The sequence below is a fragment of the Pirellulales bacterium genome (assembly GCA_036490175.1).
Lineage (GTDB): Bacteria > Planctomycetota > Planctomycetia > Pirellulales > JACPPG01 > JACPPG01.
In genome coordinates this window covers 1-14,615 of sequence record DASXEJ010000068.1, presented here as the reverse complement: position 1 = coordinate 14,615, position 14,615 = coordinate 1, and the positions used below count along the sequence as shown (strand labels likewise).

Annotated in this window: 22 protein-coding genes; 1 reads left to right on the top strand and 21 read right to left on the bottom strand. The window is 59.7% G+C overall.

Annotated features, from left to right (window positions below; genetic code table 11):
* Positions 1-166: 166 nt before the first annotated feature.
* The 6 genes from VGG64_04635 to VGG64_04610 all read right to left on the bottom strand — a co-directional run bounded on the left by VGG64_04635 (position 167) and on the right by VGG64_04610 (position 3,278).
* Positions 167-751, bottom strand: coding sequence for a hypothetical protein (locus VGG64_04635; GenBank protein ID HEY1598864.1), 585 nt, complete (start codon positions 749-751; stop codon positions 167-169).
* 3 nt (positions 752-754) lie between these two features.
* Positions 755-1,003 (bottom strand): hypothetical protein, encoded by a 249-nt coding sequence (locus tag VGG64_04630; GenBank protein HEY1598863.1) that lies wholly within the window; start codon positions 1,001-1,003, stop codon positions 755-757.
* Positions 1,004-1,127: 124 nt separating this feature from the next.
* On the bottom strand, positions 1,128-1,478 hold the full coding sequence (locus tag VGG64_04625) for an integrase core domain-containing protein (protein HEY1598862.1): 351 nt from the start codon (positions 1,476-1,478) through the stop codon (positions 1,128-1,130).
* 45 nt (positions 1,479-1,523) lie between these two features.
* A complete protein-coding gene (locus VGG64_04620; protein ID HEY1598861.1) occupies positions 1,524-2,078 on the bottom strand; it encodes an N-acetyltransferase in 555 nt (184 codons plus the stop codon).
* Positions 2,079-2,088: 10 nt separating this feature from the next.
* On the bottom strand, positions 2,089-2,745 hold the full coding sequence (locus VGG64_04615) for a helix-turn-helix transcriptional regulator (protein ID HEY1598860.1): 657 nt from the start codon (positions 2,743-2,745) through the stop codon (positions 2,089-2,091).
* Positions 2,746-3,017: 272 nt separating this feature from the next.
* Positions 3,018-3,278 (bottom strand): hypothetical protein, encoded by a 261-nt coding sequence (locus tag VGG64_04610; protein HEY1598859.1) that lies wholly within the window; start codon positions 3,276-3,278, stop codon positions 3,018-3,020.
* 242 nt (positions 3,279-3,520) lie between these two features.
* Here VGG64_04610 and VGG64_04605 point away from each other — a divergent pair, with 242 nt between their 5' ends.
* Positions 3,521-3,736, top strand: coding sequence for a hypothetical protein (locus VGG64_04605; GenBank protein ID HEY1598858.1), 216 nt, complete (start codon positions 3,521-3,523; stop codon positions 3,734-3,736).
* A gap of 114 nt (positions 3,737-3,850) precedes the next feature.
* Here the strand turns inward: VGG64_04605 and VGG64_04600 are convergent, their stop codons facing one another.
* The 15 genes from VGG64_04600 to VGG64_04530 all read right to left on the bottom strand — a co-directional run bounded on the left by VGG64_04600 (position 3,851) and on the right by VGG64_04530 (position 14,444).
* A complete protein-coding gene (locus tag VGG64_04600; GenBank protein ID HEY1598857.1) occupies positions 3,851-5,341 on the bottom strand; it encodes a recombinase family protein in 1,491 nt (496 codons plus the stop codon).
* Positions 5,338-5,559, bottom strand: a complete 222-nt coding sequence (locus VGG64_04595; protein ID HEY1598856.1) for a hypothetical protein — start codon at positions 5,557-5,559, stop codon at positions 5,338-5,340. The genes VGG64_04600 and VGG64_04595 overlap by 4 nt, the downstream gene beginning before the upstream one ends.
* A 536-nt stretch (positions 5,560-6,095) precedes the next feature.
* Positions 6,096-6,563, bottom strand: coding sequence for a hypothetical protein (locus tag VGG64_04590; GenBank protein ID HEY1598855.1), 468 nt, complete (start codon positions 6,561-6,563; stop codon positions 6,096-6,098).
* Positions 6,564-6,573: 10 nt separating this feature from the next.
* Positions 6,574-6,840: a hypothetical protein gene (locus VGG64_04585; protein HEY1598854.1), complete on the bottom strand. Its 267-nt coding sequence runs from the start codon at positions 6,838-6,840 to the stop codon at positions 6,574-6,576.
* Positions 6,841-7,009: 169 nt separating this feature from the next.
* Positions 7,010-7,375: a hypothetical protein gene (locus VGG64_04580; GenBank protein ID HEY1598853.1), complete on the bottom strand. Its 366-nt coding sequence runs from the start codon at positions 7,373-7,375 to the stop codon at positions 7,010-7,012.
* 42 nt (positions 7,376-7,417) lie between these two features.
* Positions 7,418-7,720: a hypothetical protein gene (locus VGG64_04575; protein ID HEY1598852.1), complete on the bottom strand. Its 303-nt coding sequence runs from the start codon at positions 7,718-7,720 to the stop codon at positions 7,418-7,420.
* Between the two features lie 120 nt (positions 7,721-7,840).
* Complete coding sequence (gene ltrA, locus VGG64_04570; protein HEY1598851.1) at positions 7,841-9,148, bottom strand: group II intron reverse transcriptase/maturase; 1,308 nt, start codon at positions 9,146-9,148, stop codon at positions 7,841-7,843.
* 608 nt (positions 9,149-9,756) lie between these two features.
* Entirely contained in the window at positions 9,757-10,107 is a 351-nt protein-coding gene (locus VGG64_04565) for a hypothetical protein (protein HEY1598850.1), read from the bottom strand.
* Positions 10,108-10,166: 59 nt separating this feature from the next.
* Complete coding sequence (locus tag VGG64_04560; GenBank protein HEY1598849.1) at positions 10,167-10,412, bottom strand: hypothetical protein; 246 nt, start codon at positions 10,410-10,412, stop codon at positions 10,167-10,169.
* Between the two features lie 236 nt (positions 10,413-10,648).
* On the bottom strand, positions 10,649-12,406 hold the full coding sequence (locus VGG64_04555; protein HEY1598848.1) for an IS66 family transposase: 1,758 nt from the start codon (positions 12,404-12,406) through the stop codon (positions 10,649-10,651).
* A 62-nt stretch (positions 12,407-12,468) separates the two neighbouring features.
* Positions 12,469-12,834 carry an IS66 family insertion sequence element accessory protein TnpB gene (gene tnpB, locus VGG64_04550; protein ID HEY1598847.1) on the bottom strand — a complete coding sequence of 122 codons (366 nt, stop codon included), beginning with the start codon at positions 12,832-12,834 and terminating at the stop codon, positions 12,469-12,471.
* Entirely contained in the window at positions 12,828-13,256 is a 429-nt protein-coding gene (locus VGG64_04545; GenBank protein ID HEY1598846.1) for a hypothetical protein, read from the bottom strand. The genes tnpB and VGG64_04545 overlap by 7 nt, the downstream gene beginning before the upstream one ends.
* A complete protein-coding gene (locus VGG64_04540; protein HEY1598845.1) occupies positions 13,237-13,662 on the bottom strand; it encodes a hypothetical protein in 426 nt (141 codons plus the stop codon). Before VGG64_04540 ends, VGG64_04545 begins: the two co-directional genes overlap by 20 nt.
* Before the next feature lie 12 nt (positions 13,663-13,674).
* The gene (locus VGG64_04535; protein HEY1598844.1) at positions 13,675-14,274 is read right to left on the bottom strand and encodes a hypothetical protein; all 600 of its coding nucleotides are present in this window, start codon (positions 14,272-14,274) and stop codon (positions 13,675-13,677) included.
* Between the two features lie 8 nt (positions 14,275-14,282).
* Positions 14,283-14,444, bottom strand: coding sequence for a hypothetical protein (locus VGG64_04530; GenBank protein HEY1598843.1), 162 nt, complete (start codon positions 14,442-14,444; stop codon positions 14,283-14,285).
* Positions 14,445-14,615 lie beyond the last annotated feature (171 nt).

Genomic DNA, 14,615 nt, shown 5'->3' with positions numbered 1-14,615 from the left:
GTGGCAGCGAGGAATTGCGGGGCGTCTTGTTCAAACGGGCTTCGAGTTCGGCAATCCGGCGTTCGTAATAGTCGATGACGGCGCGCAACAAAGCTTGAAAATCCGGCGGCAAGGCGGCCAGTTGTTCAGGCGTAATCGGCGGCTCTTGGGACGTCATGCCCTTAGACTAACCGAAGCATACCCTTGCTAGCGAAGAGCAGTATTTTGTCCCGACCCGTGAACGGTTACGTCGCTCGATGCACGACATAACCTTGGCCTTCAACCGCCACATGGCCTGCGTCGGAGAAAACCCCAGCACGTGGACGGCCAGGTGGCGCAAATCGAACGTCAACGCTGCTGGGTGGCGATGAAACACTTTCTTGAGCAGCAGATAGAGCCGGCGACTGGCGTTGTCCAACCGGCGGTATGTGTCGAGATCGAAGGCCAGTGCGCTGCCGGCCGCCTGGCAAATCTCGAAGAAGAGGGGATCCCAGTAGAACCGCCAGGCGCGTGACGAGTCCTGGTCCAAGGGCAGCCGGTAGCTGAATAGCCCGAAGGCCACCTGGCAGTGTTCACCCCGGAGCGGGTCGTAGAACCCGCTATTCTGATACGTGACGGCCGACAATCGCTCCAGGGCGGCGCGGAACAACTCGTAGTTCTTGCCGCCGCGGTGGAAGGCATTGTCAATCAACCCCAACTGTCGCAGGCAATAATAAGGCGTGGCGGAGAATTCAACGGTTGGCTCGGGCTGAGAAAACGTCAGGGCCAGCAAGCCCTAGAGATAGAATTCGTCATTCGCCGACATGCCATGTGGGCAAAGGACGCGCACGATCGCCTTACGGCGGTTTCCTTGCCGGTCCGAAAAGAAATACTCAGCGGAATGCTCCAGATTTGGGCGTAGCGACGTTTGGGGGTCGAGAGGGCAAAGCGCGTGCTCGACGAGCGAAAGCTGCGTCAGACCGCGTCCCAGGGCGCAGGAAGAGGCGCCTGGCGACAGACCGAGATAGGGTCGAGCAGTGGGCACACGCGGCAGACTACCAACCGATTCTCACCCACGCGTGAAGAATCTGTTGACAAGTTTTCTGGACGGGCTGAGTTTCTCCGGGAAACACTAGCCTCGATTGGCTTGTCCAAGCCATTGGCGACGGCTAATTAGCCGCGCCGGTTGTAGGTGACGGATACATCGGTAACGCTTCTTGAGCCGGTGCCATCACCTGAATCGGACACTTGTAGCCCAGCGCAGCATGCGGACGGAAGAAGTTGTATTCAATCAGCCATTGGGTCAGGCGGCGGTTAAATTCGATCGGATTAGCCACTGCGTTGCCTTCGCGGAGAAACTCCTCCTGAAGCGTTCGATTGAAGCGTTCCAGCCCAGCATTGTCTTTCGGATGCCTGGTGCGGCTCCTCTCCAACTCTCCCAGCCACACCGGCGGATCCTTCATCTTGCTCACCGCAACAATCGTCTCATCTGCCAAAGTGTTACCGATGTGTTCCATCATCTGCACGGTCTTAACCGCTACGATCTCACGTTCGCGTGAGGTGATTCATGTAGTCGGTTCACCCAGCCAGAGCTTCATGACCACGTGGTCGTTGCGGCGCACTACGCCGGGAATTAGTTCAAAGCCGCATTTTTCATAAAACCGAATCGCCCGGGCATTGTCACGATGCACCAAGAGCACAAACCATTGTGGTTTCGCCTCAGGGGCACCCGGCCATGCCTGCACCAATTGTTGCGCTTCGGCAATCAGATGCGACATGATCTGCCGCGCGTATTTCCAGTCGGGATCGGGGGGCTGCCCCTGGAATCGTACATCCAGCCCCAGCATCGGGATCAAGACAATCGTCGTGTACGATCCGTCGGGCGGCGGCCAGCGCCACCTCGTGGTGCCGATCGAACCGAATCCGACGATCTCGCCCTCGGCGGTTTCAAACAGCCAGACCCGTGTTCCCTTCTTCATGGAATCGAGCACGTCCGAACCGCGAATCCATTCGGCGACATGCCTGGACCAGATCGCATCACCACACGAAAAGCCGGCCAAGCGAACTTGGTCGGCTTCGGTGAAATCGACGGCATAGAGCTGATGCGGATGGTCCGTCATCCATGACCTCTCACCGGCGCCGTTTCGGCGACGAACGCACGGAGATCGTCGGCGAATTACGCTTGGAGGTGTCCCGCAAGGCGGCGGCCTCGGCGTCCGTCATCACGTGATCGTCCTCTTGGAAGCTGGCGACCGAGTCGAGCATTTCCGCAACTTCCAAGTCCGGCCACAGTTCGCGAGGATTCACGCTGAGGGCCTCCGCAAGCTTCAAAATCGTTTTCTTCTGCGGGCGACAACTGCGGTTGAGCATTTGCGAAATCGCCGGCTGCGAACAACCGACTCGATCGGCCAATTCTTGTTGCGATACGCGCTTCGACTCCATCAGTTCTCGGAGCCGCAGAGCAAATGCCGCTTGTTGAGTGTCCACCGCGGCGTCATGTGGCGCAGCTAATTCCAGTTCGCTCTGGCTATCGTGCGACTGCAAACCGAGAGTATCCGCAATGGCCAGCAGCGCTTGTTGACGATCGGCAGGAATCGATTGCGAGTTTTCCACGACACTCAGCATACGCGAAACGACGGCTTGTTGCTCATCGTTGCACTCCGCCAGCGCAATCCAAAACCGTCGCCGTTTCGACGGTTGCATGGAGCGCATCCACACCATCAACCGCGTCATGGACCGCAACAGTTCCACGGTTTGCGGATTGTCGTCCAAAATGGATTCTGCCATCGCAGCATCTCCTCGTTTGCAGCCAAGCCTTTCGCCGTTTTGCTGCGGCGATTCGACGGGCGAATTGGCCCGCTTCCCCGCAAGGCATCTATCGTCCCTTGGATAACAGAATTATAACACAATCGTCCGCTCGGCCATCAGCAAAACGAGCCGGGTTCGGTAATTGAGGACGTTCGATGGTCATAAGTCTCGTAATCACTGATGGTTGCGTACCGGATGCTTCGCCGGAGATTTTAGACCGGGTTGGGGTGGTGGATCGACAAAACGCCCGCTTATCGCAGCCGTTCGATGTTCAAGGTCCGTTTCTCGGGATCGGCCTTCAAGCGAGCTTCGTCCAATGCGGCCAGGATGTCCTCAGCGGCGACTGATTGCTTGCGGAACGTAAGGACGACCTTCGCCTTACTGGTGACGTACTCGATGCGGGTCACTGGCGCGCCGCGCTTGGGTGCCGAGCCGCGCGGCGAACCCGCAGGTTTGCGAGCGGTCAGCGACGCAAACCTCTTGCGCGGTCGCCCCGCGAGCACCCCTTGCACGGCAAAGGGACCGGCTTGCTAGGATGGATCGCCCTGCGAGCAACCTCAATCAACCGTGCAGAAGCCTCTGGCGTGCAGGCGGGGTGGCTAGCGCGCGAACTCAAGGACCGCTGGCCGGCGCGGCACGCGAGCCAGGCTGGCCTTCGCAGCGGATTGTTCGGTACAACTGGCGTGGTATAATTTCGGCTGTCGGCCGCTGATGAAAGAGCGGCTTTTTTTACGCACTTACCGAGGAAATCCCGATGGCACACTACGTACTTCAAACCAATCGGAATGGCAGTGACTGGAAAGACGCGACGACCACACTTTTCAAGAACCGCCGTCGCGACAAGCACGGCAAGCCGACGGCGCAGCAGGAATTCGATGCTCGCCGCAGCCAGGGACTCTACGCACGCATGATCCGCTGGGACAAAGGCAATCCGACGATTGCGGACGAAACAGACCCAGCGCCAGAATGAGCGCCAGAATCCTTCTCAAGCGCTGGAAAATTTGTAAAATCCAGGGATACGAAACACCGGGAATACCGGGGTTTGCGTTTTGCTCCCGTCCTTCGGGACGTAGAGGTCGCAAGTTCAAATCCTGTCGCCCCGACTTTCTTCTGAAACGAGCCCTTCGACCAACAGGTCGAAGGGCTTTCTCATTTCAGGGACAAGACTTACGCCGTTGAGTGTCCAGTTCAAACAAAGGATTTCAAGGATTCGGCGCTTCGCGACAAAATCGGCGGTAAGCCATTTGGCCCGCAGGTTTTGTGAAAGTTCAAACGCCTTAATGGCGATGTCGGCATTTTCGTCGTGGGTACGGTCAGAAGCGTCGATCTGAAGCTTCAGTCGCGCGACGCGATCACGGAGTTCGGTCTGCTTGGTGGCAAAAGTATCCGCATCAACTTCTTCGTGAAGCCGCAGGTTTAGCAGCCGGTCCTGCTGGTTGATCGCCAGGGTCAATTGTCGGTGAAGCTCGGAGCGCCATGATCGTGCTTGGTCCTGCTGATCCTTCGTCCGAGAACGAAGCATTCGCACCACCCAGTCCCGGACTTTTTCGTCATCGATCCGCAGCCGGTCGAATAGCGCAAGGACTTGCTGGTCGACTTCCTTCTCGGTTAATCGAGTGCGCGGGTGTCCCTCAGTTGAATACTTTGAACAACGGTAATAAAAGTATTCCCGTTCCCCGGCCTTGGTCTGCTTGGTCTTTTTTTCGCCAGTGATTGCGCCGCCGCAATGGCCGCAGGTAATCAATTCGCTGGCGTAGGTCATTTCGTGGGAATTGTAGACGTGGCCGCCGAGCAAGACTTGAACCCGGTCCCACGTTGTCAGGTCAACCAGCGGCTCATGCTTACCCGGAAACCATTGACCACGAAAATCAATTTCTCCGAGATATGAGCGGTCCCGCAGCATGGCGTGCAGCGAGCTGCGCGGAAACTTCGGCGACGATGCAGAGTAGAAGACCCCTTCCGAAAAAAGCCGTTCGGCCAAATCGTCGATGGTCAGGTGGTGGTAGGCGTAGAGAAAAAACACCCGACGAACCTTGGGGCCGTTCTCGGGGTGAACCTCGACCATGCCGCGCCCATCGTGGCGGACGTTTCGGTATCCGAAGGGGGGACGGCTGGGAAACCAGCCTTCTTCAACGCGGCGGGCAATGCCCTCTCGGACATCGACCGACTGTTGTTCCGTATAAAACGACGCCATGTTAGCCAAGGTGCGGCGCATCATCCGGCCAGTAGGCGTATTCTCTGTGGGCTGGGAGATCGAGATGAACGGCAATCCCTGGTCGGATTCTAGCCGCTCTAATTCGACGTAATCGAACAGGTTTCGCGAGGCTCGGTCGATTTTATAGAACAGTATGCCGTCGAGCCGGTGAGCATTCTTTCGCGCGTAGTCAATCATCGCACGAAACGTCGTTCGCTCGTCGCTCTTGGAGGCTGTTTCAGCGATGCGGAACAACTTCTCGATTGTTCCCCCCGCCTTGTCGGCGTAATTGAGAAGAGCATCTTCCTGGATTTCCAGGGAGAAACCTTCACGCTCTTGCTCACGGCTGCTAACCCGTGCAAGTCCAATGAATAGTTTCATGGCATCTTCTCCTCGTCGAGCACGGCCAACAATTCCGTGATATTCACCATGATGGCGACGGCATCGGCAACGGTCAAATCCTCTTTGTAATACGGCTGCCAAACCTGGATCGTATCTTCGATCAGTTCCGGCGTGATCCATGCCGGCAATGCCGGTGGCACGGAAACATGGGCAGATTGGGTACTGCCAGAATCGGGGCCGGTTGAATTCGGGCGCATATCGCAAGCTCCAACTCGCAACGCGAGTGTTGGAGCCTGCGAAGGGGTGCGGACCCGTCTGCCCCCTCAGCAAGCTGGACTTGTTAGAAGCTCCTGGCGGCGATCATCATCTTGAACAAGGCATCGTCGGCTTGTCCAAAGGACTAGCGCGGCGAGCCGTGGTGACCGTCGCTTACGGGAACCTGGGCATGGCGGGTTCGTGGTGGTCCGAGCATTTCAACGGACGTTCGCAGCGTGTTCGTCCTTCAGCCGCTCTAGCCCGAATTCATCGGGCATACGCTGCATGGGCCACCCTACTTCTCTACCATTGACCGAGCTTCTGTGAAGTAACGTCCATTCGAGCGACTTCGTGGAGATCGTCAAGGGCAACTTTTTTCGTCGCTCGTTGCACTACGTTTGCTGATGATGGTCGGCGCCCACGCCTGTTCGCCGCGATTACATTTAATCTTTGGAAGGAAGCATTTTTCTGAAATGGGAAAGCCTCGCAACCGGCACTGGCTATCCGAGGCCGAGGCGTTGAGAACCCGCCCCAATTCTTATTTTTCAATCGATTCTGAAGCCTGAATTTTTTCCAACAGCTTGGCCGCATGATCCCGCAGCCACCACTCGGGATCATCCACCAACTCGCCGGCCACCTGCCGCGCGACCTGGACTTCGCCGCTGATCCTGAAAATGGCCGCGGCGGCTCGCAGCCGCAACCAGCGGCCTTCCTCGACCATTTCCGGTTCGGGCTGCGTGCAATCAATCAACGCCGGGATCGTGGCCACGGCTGCGGGGCCAATCGCGCCGAGCGCGTCGGCTGCCATCCCCCTCGCATAGAAATTGAATTTGGTGCGGCGGCGGTCGAGCAGGACTTCGATCAGGGCGGGCACTGCCGGTCCGGCAGCCGGTCCCATCGGCATAAGATCGGCGGCGGATTCCCAGGCGAGATCGATGTCGCCGGATTTTAAATCGGCCATCAAATCGCGCAGCCGGTCGGCAACGTAGGTTTCGAGTTCGTCCATGAAATAAAGGTCAGAATAATCTGTTGATGGCAAGGCCGACTAGGCCCAGCACGCCGACCACCGCGAGCAGCCCGATCATCCCAGGGAAAATGACCAAGACCACCAGGGTCAGAACGGCATACCCCGCCGGATGCAGTTGATTCGCACTGATTGCGAACGCCCCCGCGGCCAACAGGATCGTGGCGACGAGCGCCGCGCCCGGCAGCCACCCACCCCAAACGACAAGAGCGACCAGGACGCTGAAGACCACCAACATCTGCTTCCAATGCTCGAACATGGGCAAGTCGGCTCCGATGGGACCAGATTGTGCATGGGCCAAGAAGAAAAAACCCGGCGTAGTTGGAGTCCCGGTCCCCCACGGGGACCCGTTTCTCAGGTTTTTTCAAAATAGTTTTTGAGTTTTGAAAAATAAAACTGCGATTCGCTTGGGCGAACGCTGCCCCACTTCATTCACCCTGAAAAAAATTGGAACGTTCCGCTTCGATTCGAGCCGCATCTTGCTCAGCAAGATCGCGGTTGGCGTAGACCAGGCCAGAACGTAGATCACCGAAGCCTTCACCATCAAAAACTTCGTGATCCTCATTGACGATCACGTAGCGGTCGAAGTCTTCCGGGCCGATTCGGTTGACGTAGGTCTTCATGGTCGGTTGTTCTCGGGATGTTTCGATTCGTTCAAGTTCCGCCTGAGCGGCGGAACGGCGGGCGAACACCCGGGCACGATGCAGATTGCCGAACCCGGTTCCGTTCCAGACATCGAGTCGGCCGTTGGCGATAACGCAGCCAGAGCCGATTCCAATTACGAAAAGGTCCATGCATGGCCCGGTACAAAGGCACTTCACGAGCGACGACGAGGCTCAATAATCGGAAGGCAGCAACAGCGTCGTCGCCGACCGATTGCCGTTGTCGTCAGCGGCCTCGGTGATAATCCAGACCTTCACGCCCTTCTTTGTACGATAGACCGACAGAATCCGGCTGCCATCGACGAGGGCCTCGTCATTCCGTTTGGCATCTTCCGGGCAAACGTCACCCCAATCTCCGGCGATGTGGCGCCGTAAGAACTCGGCGGGAGTTTGGCCACTCGCTGCCAGTGCCTCGATGGCACCGGGCGTGGCAAGGTTTCGACCGAGCGAGAACAGAGGTTTTGGAGGGGTAATCATGCCTGCTTCGGTACAAATAAACTTCACCGAATATCGGGATAGGGGGGAGCCTTGCGGCTCCGCCCCTCCCACACCACCGTGCGTACGGGTCCGTACACGGCGGTTCGGCTGGTTAAGCGGTCACGTCGGCATGAGGGTGGGGAGGCCAAGCGATGCCCAGGAGGCGTTCGGCAGTGCGAAACTAAGGGCCGGGCTGCGGCTCAATCGCCAGGGTCCGTGAGGGCTGCCGGCGGTTTGAGCCGCCAAGTCGCGTCCCACGTGCCGTCGGCGAAGTTCCGCGTAGCGGCGTGTTCCGCGTTTCCACTGCTTCCAGGCGACGCTACGCAAGCGTCGCCGGATCCATGAGTCGAGGTCGCGAAGCACCGAAGGGCTTTGGCAGAAGCCGAAGTAACCACGCCAGCCATTCATATAGCGGGCCAGTTGTCCGACCATCTGTGTCAAGGAGACGCCCCGCGTTCGCCGCGTCAGTTCCCGTACTCGCTCCTGAAAACGGGCCAGAGCCTGCGGCGCAATTCGCCGTTTTGGCTCTCGACCATTGGTGAAGCTGAAGCCCAGGAACTTTCGCTCCCACGGCCGAGCCACCGCGCTCTTCGCTTGATTGACCTTGAGCTTCAGCTTCGTAGCGATGAACCGCGTAATGCTTTCCATCACTCGCTGGCCAGCCCGCCGGCTGCGGACGTAGATATTACAGTCGTCCGCGTAGCGAGCGAACCGCAGCCCACGCCGCGTCAGCTCTTGGTCCAAATCGTCGAGCATCAGATTGCTCAGCAAGGGAGACAGAGGACCGCCTTGCGGCGTGCCTTCGTCGGTCGGTCCGACCAAGCCATTCTCCATCACTCCGGCCTTGAGGAACGCCCGGATGACTTTGAGCAGCCGCTTGTCTTCTGCCCGTTTGGCCACTCGGCCCATCAAGGCATCGTGGTTGACCCGATCGAAGAATTTCTCCAGGTCGATGTCCACCACCCAGCGACAGCCGTCGGCCATGTAGCCTTGGGCTGCCAAAACCGCTTGATGTGCCGAGCGTCCGGGGCGAAAGCCGAAGCTCTGCTCCGCGAATGTTCCGTCCCAACGTGCTTGCAGGACTTGAAGCACCGCCTGCTGGATAAAGCGGTCGAGCGCCGTCGGAATGCCAAGCTTGCGCACCCCGCCGTCCGCTTTCGGAATCTCGACCCGCTTCACCGGCTGCGGCTGGTAAGTGCCCGAGAGCAGTTGCTCACGGATGGCCGGCCAATACTTCCGCAGGTAACTTTTCAGACGCGTGACGGGCATTCCGTCCACGCCTGGGCTACCGCCGTTGGCCACGACTCGTCGTAACGCCTTCCAGAGGTTAGATCGCTCGCATACCTCCTCCATCAGTTGCCGGGTGTCTGCCGGGTGTTCGGTTGCACCCTTCGCCACGGGCGATTCGGACCCTTCAGCGGCGGCCATCGGAGCTTCACTCCTACTCTCCGTCGCAAAGGCCAGCCAGAGCTGGTTGTTCTGCCGCTTGGCACCCATGAGTCGCGTGTCCTACTGACCCTGCCATTTACTCGTCGCTCTCGGACGAGGACCGTTCGGGCCTTCCCGGTTGTCACGGCCCCGGCAGGCACTGGCTGTTTCTCTCCTTTCGGACGAGTGTCCCGCTCCGCCGGTCCGACGCCGGTTACTACGCCCTCTGCTGACTTCTGCGGCGCGATCGGCGTGCCTTGCGGCTCGCCCAGTCGTGATTCCACGACACGACGCAGACCTCCCGAGGTAAGTTTGACCGTCTTCACCGCACGCCCGCCGGATTTACAACCCTGGCCTTTGATGGATTTGGACTTTGCGATCTCTTGCTCGCTCGTCCGACCAGGATTGCCTCAGATCCGATTCCTGTACGTCGGGCCGCGGCTTTGCTCCATGCTTCCTTCAGACGACGCCTCGCGACGACGCCCTTGCACTTCGCTAAACCTTCACCTCCATCAGGCTGGTTAAAGGACTTGCACCTTCCAACTGTCAAACATGCTCGGCATACAAGGATAAGCCCGGCTCGCCACAGCGAGCCGGGCCTGAGTGCATCAACCCGCCACCATAACCGGCGTGATGAACTGCAAAGTATGGTCGAGTTCGATGCTGACGGCTTCCTGGCCCATTGCCTCGGCCATGCGAGCGGCGAATTCCTTCACGTCGTCGATGAATCGCAGCCCGTCCCCATCGGTGAAGGACGAAACGACCGTGACCGCCTCCTCGATCAAGCCGTGCTGCTCGGAAACCCAGCCGCCTTCGGCATCGAAGCAAGTGAAGCCGCCGAATAATCGGCCGAATTTCAGCTTCGCAGCTTGAATCCATCGGTTAACCAGTTGCCGAGGGGCCGGTTCATTTCCGTTGACCGTGCTGGGGATGATGATTGCGACTTTGTGCTGAAGCATGACTTGTTCCTCGTGGATGCTTGGGTGACACCCACTCCGGTACAAGGGTGGTTCGGCAGCTACGCCGGAACGAATCCGAAGTAGAACCTCGGATTGTGCTGAAACATCAGACTGCCCTTGACGCCATCGGCACGACGCCGAGCCACGATCATCGGAGCCAAAAAGCCAAGAACCTCGAAGTCCTCGGTCAACTGGCTCGTGTCCCACACTTGCCCATACTCGGCTTCAAGTGCCCCACGGCTCCCAGGCTCGGCATTGATTTGTGCGACGAGTTCACGACGGATTTCCTCGGTCGGATCGGACATGACTTCCTCTCTGATTGTGCCTGCACAACGACATGTCGTGCTGATGCCCTGCTTGGTACAAGGCTACTTCGATGAACTTGCCTTGCGTTTCTGTCGGCGCTCTTTGGCTCGGGCATGGTAGGTCCGAACTCCTTCGCGCCAGGACTCGCTGGCCACGACGGGCACCATGTCCAAATACGTGAGCGCCCAGGGGCACCAGGGTGACGCAAGGGAGCGGCGGCGGGAGGCGGGGTGGATCAGGACTGGCCGGAGCGGTGGCGTTGACCGAGACGGCGATGAGCGCGACGCACGGTTTTGCTCTCGGCTCGGTAGCGGACTTCGTCGACACGATATGGCCGAATCGCCGCGGGATGCTCCACGGCCCAACGATCGGCACGCAAGCTCGCCAGGTCACGCTCGCCACGCAGCAGCTGGTCGAGAACGTCTTTCAAGTACAGCCAGATGTCCAAGTGGTAGCGGTGGGCCGTGCTCACGATCGTCATCAAGATCGCCGCGCGGTAGCCCGCTTCGACACTGCCGATAAAGAGCCAGTTTTTTCGTCCAGTTGCCACCTGCTTCATCAACTGTTCGGTTTCGTTGTTGTCGATCGGCACGCGGCCGTCGTCGAGGAACACGCTCAAGGCTTCCCACTGGTTGTTCAGATAACGCACTGCCTCGCCCAGTGGGCTCTTGGGCAACACCTGCCGCGCCGCGTCACTGTCGAGCCACACGCGCAGGCGGCCCATGATCGGCACGCTCAACTGCTGACGCAACGTCAGCACGGCTTCTGGAGCCTGACCGCGGGCCTGGTCCTCGACGTCGTATAACTGCCGGTACCAGGCCAGCAACTGCGGCACCTCCAGCGGATGGTACTGGCGCGCCTCGAAGAGCTTGCGCCGCGCGTGAGCATGGCAGGCCGCGCGCACGATACGGCTGTCGCTGGCCAGCACGATCGACTCGAAGCCCGCGTAACAGTCGCCCAGCAGCGTGCCCGTGTAGTTTCGCAAGAACTCTTGCGGGCCATCCCGGCGCCGCGAGACCTGGAAGTCGAACACGTTGGCCCCCGCGGCGCCCAAGCTGCGGTAAACCCACATCCGGGCCGACACGTGCGATTTATTCGCTGCCCGCGCGGCGCTGAGCACTTCGTGGATCTGCTGCGATTTCGGGTCGTCGCGCGCGGCGGGAATCTCCGGCGGCAGGAGCAGCATCACGCTCGTTTCGTCGGTCGGGATCACCGGCGAAGTGCGCACCCAGTCGGCATAGTGCAGATACAGCGGCTCCAGCACGTAGGCCGAGCTAGCCATGATGTTCAACAGCGTCGAACGGCCGGGCATCCAGCCACTGCCGGCGAACCAGTCCTGCTGCCGGTAGGTCGGCAGGTGATAGGCATACTTGGCGGTGACGATCTCGGCGGCGATGCCCGTGTCGTAGCGGTTGCCTTCCACCAGGCTGGCCGGCCGCGGCGGCTGGGCCACACCGCACTGCGGCTGGCCCGGGCAGGCCAGCTTGGGATACTTCGTCACGCGCACGCGCAGCTTCGGCCGCTCGAACTCCAGCGTCTCGGTCACGTCGTAGCCAATGACTTGCCGCGCGCCGTGCTCTTGGCAGTGCTGCTGATGCGGCGGCACTTCGGCCGTGACTTCGTAACGCGGCAGATGGGCCGGCAGTTGTTCATTGCGAAGCTTTCGCGGCTTGGCGCGGCGGCCGAGCACATGCTGATCGACCAGCCGCTGGGCTTCGGCCGCGGCGTCGGCCAGGCCGTCTTGCACATCCGGATCGTCGCCCCCGGCAGCATGCTCAAAATCGAGCCGCTGCTGCGCCGGGTCGTCCGCGTGCCGCTCGCTCCGCCGGCCATACAAACGCGACAGCAGCTTTTGAATCGCCAGCGTCAGCTCTTCGTTCTCGTGCGAAAGCTGCTCGCGCGTGGCTCGCAGATCGATCAAGGCCCGAGCCTGCTCAATGAGCAACGCCTGGCAAGCGGCCAGATCATCCGGAAAGGCATGCGCGTCCTGCATGCCAAGGATTGTCGCTGGCCGACCGTTGGTTACAAGCGGCCCGAACAAATCTTTGGATTTGTTCAACCGGCTGCCGAGCGCGGCGGCTGGTAACGGCGGCGATGCCGCACCGAGTCCAACTGCACGCCGCCCAATAACAGCGCCAGTTGCGTAGCGTCCAGCCGCAGTTGCTTGGTATCGGCCGCCGACGGTGGAATTTCGTAGGTCCCACCCTCCAGCCGTTTGCAAAAAATCGCGAGACCATCTCGATCCCACCACAGAACCTTCAACCGGTCGCGGCGCCGATTGAGAAACAAGAACAAGTGGCCGTCGAGCACATCGCGCGCGAAGACCGCCTGCACCGCTGCGCTCAAACCATCAAAACTCTTTCTCATGTCCACCGGCTCGACCGCCATGAACACCTGGACGCCCGGCGGCAGACTCAACATCCGCGCTGCTCCGTCTGGCGATGGCCACGCGACGCACGCAGCAGGGCGGCGATCACTGTCCGCAGGGCGCCCCGCTCGTGGCAGGGCACGCTCACGCGCGTGCCATCCGCCAGCCAGACCTCGACCCCGGCTCCGCCGCTGACTGCGACCGGCAGAAAGGTCATGCCGGCGGCCGTGGCCTCCCTTGTGACCCGACGTCGACGCGCTGGCGTTGCGGGCCGCACAGGCGCCGAACCAGCAGCAGGCGTCGGCGTGCGTGTGGGCTGCAGAGCCGCCTTCAACTTGCGCCGCCATACATAAAAGGTCGCGACCGACACCCCCACGCGGTCGCAGAAATCAGCGACCGTTTCGCTGCCGCAATCAAACTCCCGTGACCGCCGCTGCCATAACTTTCGCTTCGACTCATCTGCTTGCCGTGCCATCCTCCGCGCTCCTGTTGGGATTCGAGAACGCCTCGTTACCCCGACAGCTTAGCCTCCGCTTCAAGAATGGCCCTGGTGCGCGCTTACCCAAATACTTCAGCGGACACGAGTAGAAGTAAGGGCCACTCGCCTCTTCCATGTCCTTGTAGCCCCAACCGTAGCCGGTCTGATAATTGAGCAAGCAGAGCGTGATCCATCGTTCGGCAGGCTGAGTTTCTTGGCCGTCACGCACAAATGTTCGTTCCCAAACCGACCACAAATTGCCGCTGAACGAACCGCCTCGGTAGCAATGCGCAAGGCAGGTCGTCTCGACGTTTGTGCCGTCCGGGAGTTGGCGCTCCCAGCCCTCGGAAAGATGCCGTATCTGCGATTTCAACGTGCTGCCGTGGGTGAAAAGCCAACCCATGATCGCGTTCCCTCAATTCGTTTGCTGATAGCCAAGTGCGTCGAAGGCGGCTTCAAGGTCTTCCTCGTCCGGGTAGCCGCCTTGATCGTCGGTGTTCTCCAGAGCGGAGCAGCGATGGTCGGAGAGCCAGGAATAAACTTCCGGCTCCCAGCCCTCGGGCAACTCGTAGTCGTTCTTCAATCGCCATGCTGCGAGCGGCAGATTTTCAAACGTCGCATCGAGTTCGCGCTCCGAATAATCGGACTCATCGAGAATCGGGTAGTCGGCCATCTGCTGGGCCAGTTCGTGGTAGACCTTGAACGCCTCGGTGATTTGGCCATTGCGAAAAACTCGAATTGAAAAGCCATCGACGTGACCGACTGCCCAATGCGAATGGCTCTCGACCACCACGTCGGGATCGTCGGCCTCGGTGAATGGCTCAAGTGCCTGGGCAATGACCTGGGCATTCGAGTGGTCGAGTAGGCCGCTGTCCCGATTGCTGGTGTAAACGATGGCCCAGGCGTCAGGGTCTTCGAGTTCCTTGTCACGGAACCAAACGAAGCAATGGAAGTCTCGCCAGTTGCCTGCCATTTCTTTGGCAGCTTTTTCGATGGTCAATTCGTCGAGTTGCATCGCCAACCTCACTCTTCGATGAACCTGCCGTATTCCAAGCCAGTCATCGCATGGACGACTTTTTGCAACGTGGCGTAGTAATCGGCGCTCGCAACCACGAGGCCGTCGCAGCCTTCTTTGCGGACGGATTCCAGCAATTCGATGGCGGCGAAAAGAAGTTGCTCATTCATGGCCCGATCCTGATGCCGATGCCGGTGACGGTACAAAGCCACTTCGGACCGCGCATGGGAATCGCCGGGACACGGATGCGATGTAAGCCGGGCTGAGGTAAAATTCTCGGTCTCGGCAAAAGAATGCCGATAACGGACCCAGGCATCATCAAATCAGCGGAGGGCGACACG

What these genes read in the sequence shown, in the direction of transcription:
- VGG64_04625 (HEY1598862.1), bottom strand. Translation starts at nt 1,478, where the DNA reads ATGATGGAACACATCGGTAACACTTTGGCAGATGAGACGATTGTTGCG.
- VGG64_04620 (HEY1598861.1), bottom strand. Translation starts at nt 2,078, where the DNA reads ATGACGGACCATCCGCATCAGCTCTATGCCGTCGATTTCACCGAAGCC.
- VGG64_04615 (HEY1598860.1), bottom strand. Translation starts at nt 2,745, where the DNA reads ATGGCAGAATCCATTTTGGACGACAATCCGCAAACCGTGGAACTGTTG.
- VGG64_04605 (HEY1598858.1), top strand. Translation starts at nt 3,521, where the DNA reads ATGGCACACTACGTACTTCAAACCAATCGGAATGGCAGTGACTGGAAA.
- VGG64_04600 (HEY1598857.1), bottom strand. Translation starts at nt 5,341, where the DNA reads ATGAAACTATTCATTGGACTTGCACGGGTTAGCAGCCGTGAGCAAGAG.
- VGG64_04595 (HEY1598856.1), bottom strand. Translation starts at nt 5,559, where the DNA reads ATGCGCCCGAATTCAACCGGCCCCGATTCTGGCAGTACCCAATCTGCC.
- VGG64_04590 (HEY1598855.1), bottom strand. Translation starts at nt 6,563, where the DNA reads ATGGACGAACTCGAAACCTACGTTGCCGACCGGCTGCGCGATTTGATG.
- VGG64_04585 (HEY1598854.1), bottom strand. Translation starts at nt 6,840, where the DNA reads ATGTTCGAGCATTGGAAGCAGATGTTGGTGGTCTTCAGCGTCCTGGTC.
- VGG64_04580 (HEY1598853.1), bottom strand. Translation starts at nt 7,375, where the DNA reads ATGGACCTTTTCGTAATTGGAATCGGCTCTGGCTGCGTTATCGCCAAC.
- VGG64_04575 (HEY1598852.1), bottom strand. Translation starts at nt 7,720, where the DNA reads ATGATTACCCCTCCAAAACCTCTGTTCTCGCTCGGTCGAAACCTTGCC.
- ltrA (HEY1598851.1), bottom strand. Translation starts at nt 9,148, where the DNA reads ATGGCCGCCGCTGAAGGGTCCGAATCGCCCGTGGCGAAGGGTGCAACC.
- VGG64_04565 (HEY1598850.1), bottom strand. Translation starts at nt 10,107, where the DNA reads ATGCTTCAGCACAAAGTCGCAATCATCATCCCCAGCACGGTCAACGGA.
- VGG64_04560 (HEY1598849.1), bottom strand. Translation starts at nt 10,412, where the DNA reads ATGTCCGATCCGACCGAGGAAATCCGTCGTGAACTCGTCGCACAAATC.
- VGG64_04555 (HEY1598848.1), bottom strand. Translation starts at nt 12,406, where the DNA reads ATGCAGGACGCGCATGCCTTTCCGGATGATCTGGCCGCTTGCCAGGCG.
- tnpB (HEY1598847.1), bottom strand. Translation starts at nt 12,834, where the DNA reads ATGTTGAGTCTGCCGCCGGGCGTCCAGGTGTTCATGGCGGTCGAGCCG.
- VGG64_04545 (HEY1598846.1), bottom strand. Translation starts at nt 13,256, where the DNA reads ATGGCACGGCAAGCAGATGAGTCGAAGCGAAAGTTATGGCAGCGGCGG.
- VGG64_04540 (HEY1598845.1), bottom strand. Translation starts at nt 13,662, where the DNA reads ATGGGTTGGCTTTTCACCCACGGCAGCACGTTGAAATCGCAGATACGG.
- VGG64_04535 (HEY1598844.1), bottom strand. Translation starts at nt 14,274, where the DNA reads ATGCAACTCGACGAATTGACCATCGAAAAAGCTGCCAAAGAAATGGCA.
- VGG64_04530 (HEY1598843.1), bottom strand. Translation starts at nt 14,444, where the DNA reads ATGAATGAGCAACTTCTTTTCGCCGCCATCGAATTGCTGGAATCCGTC.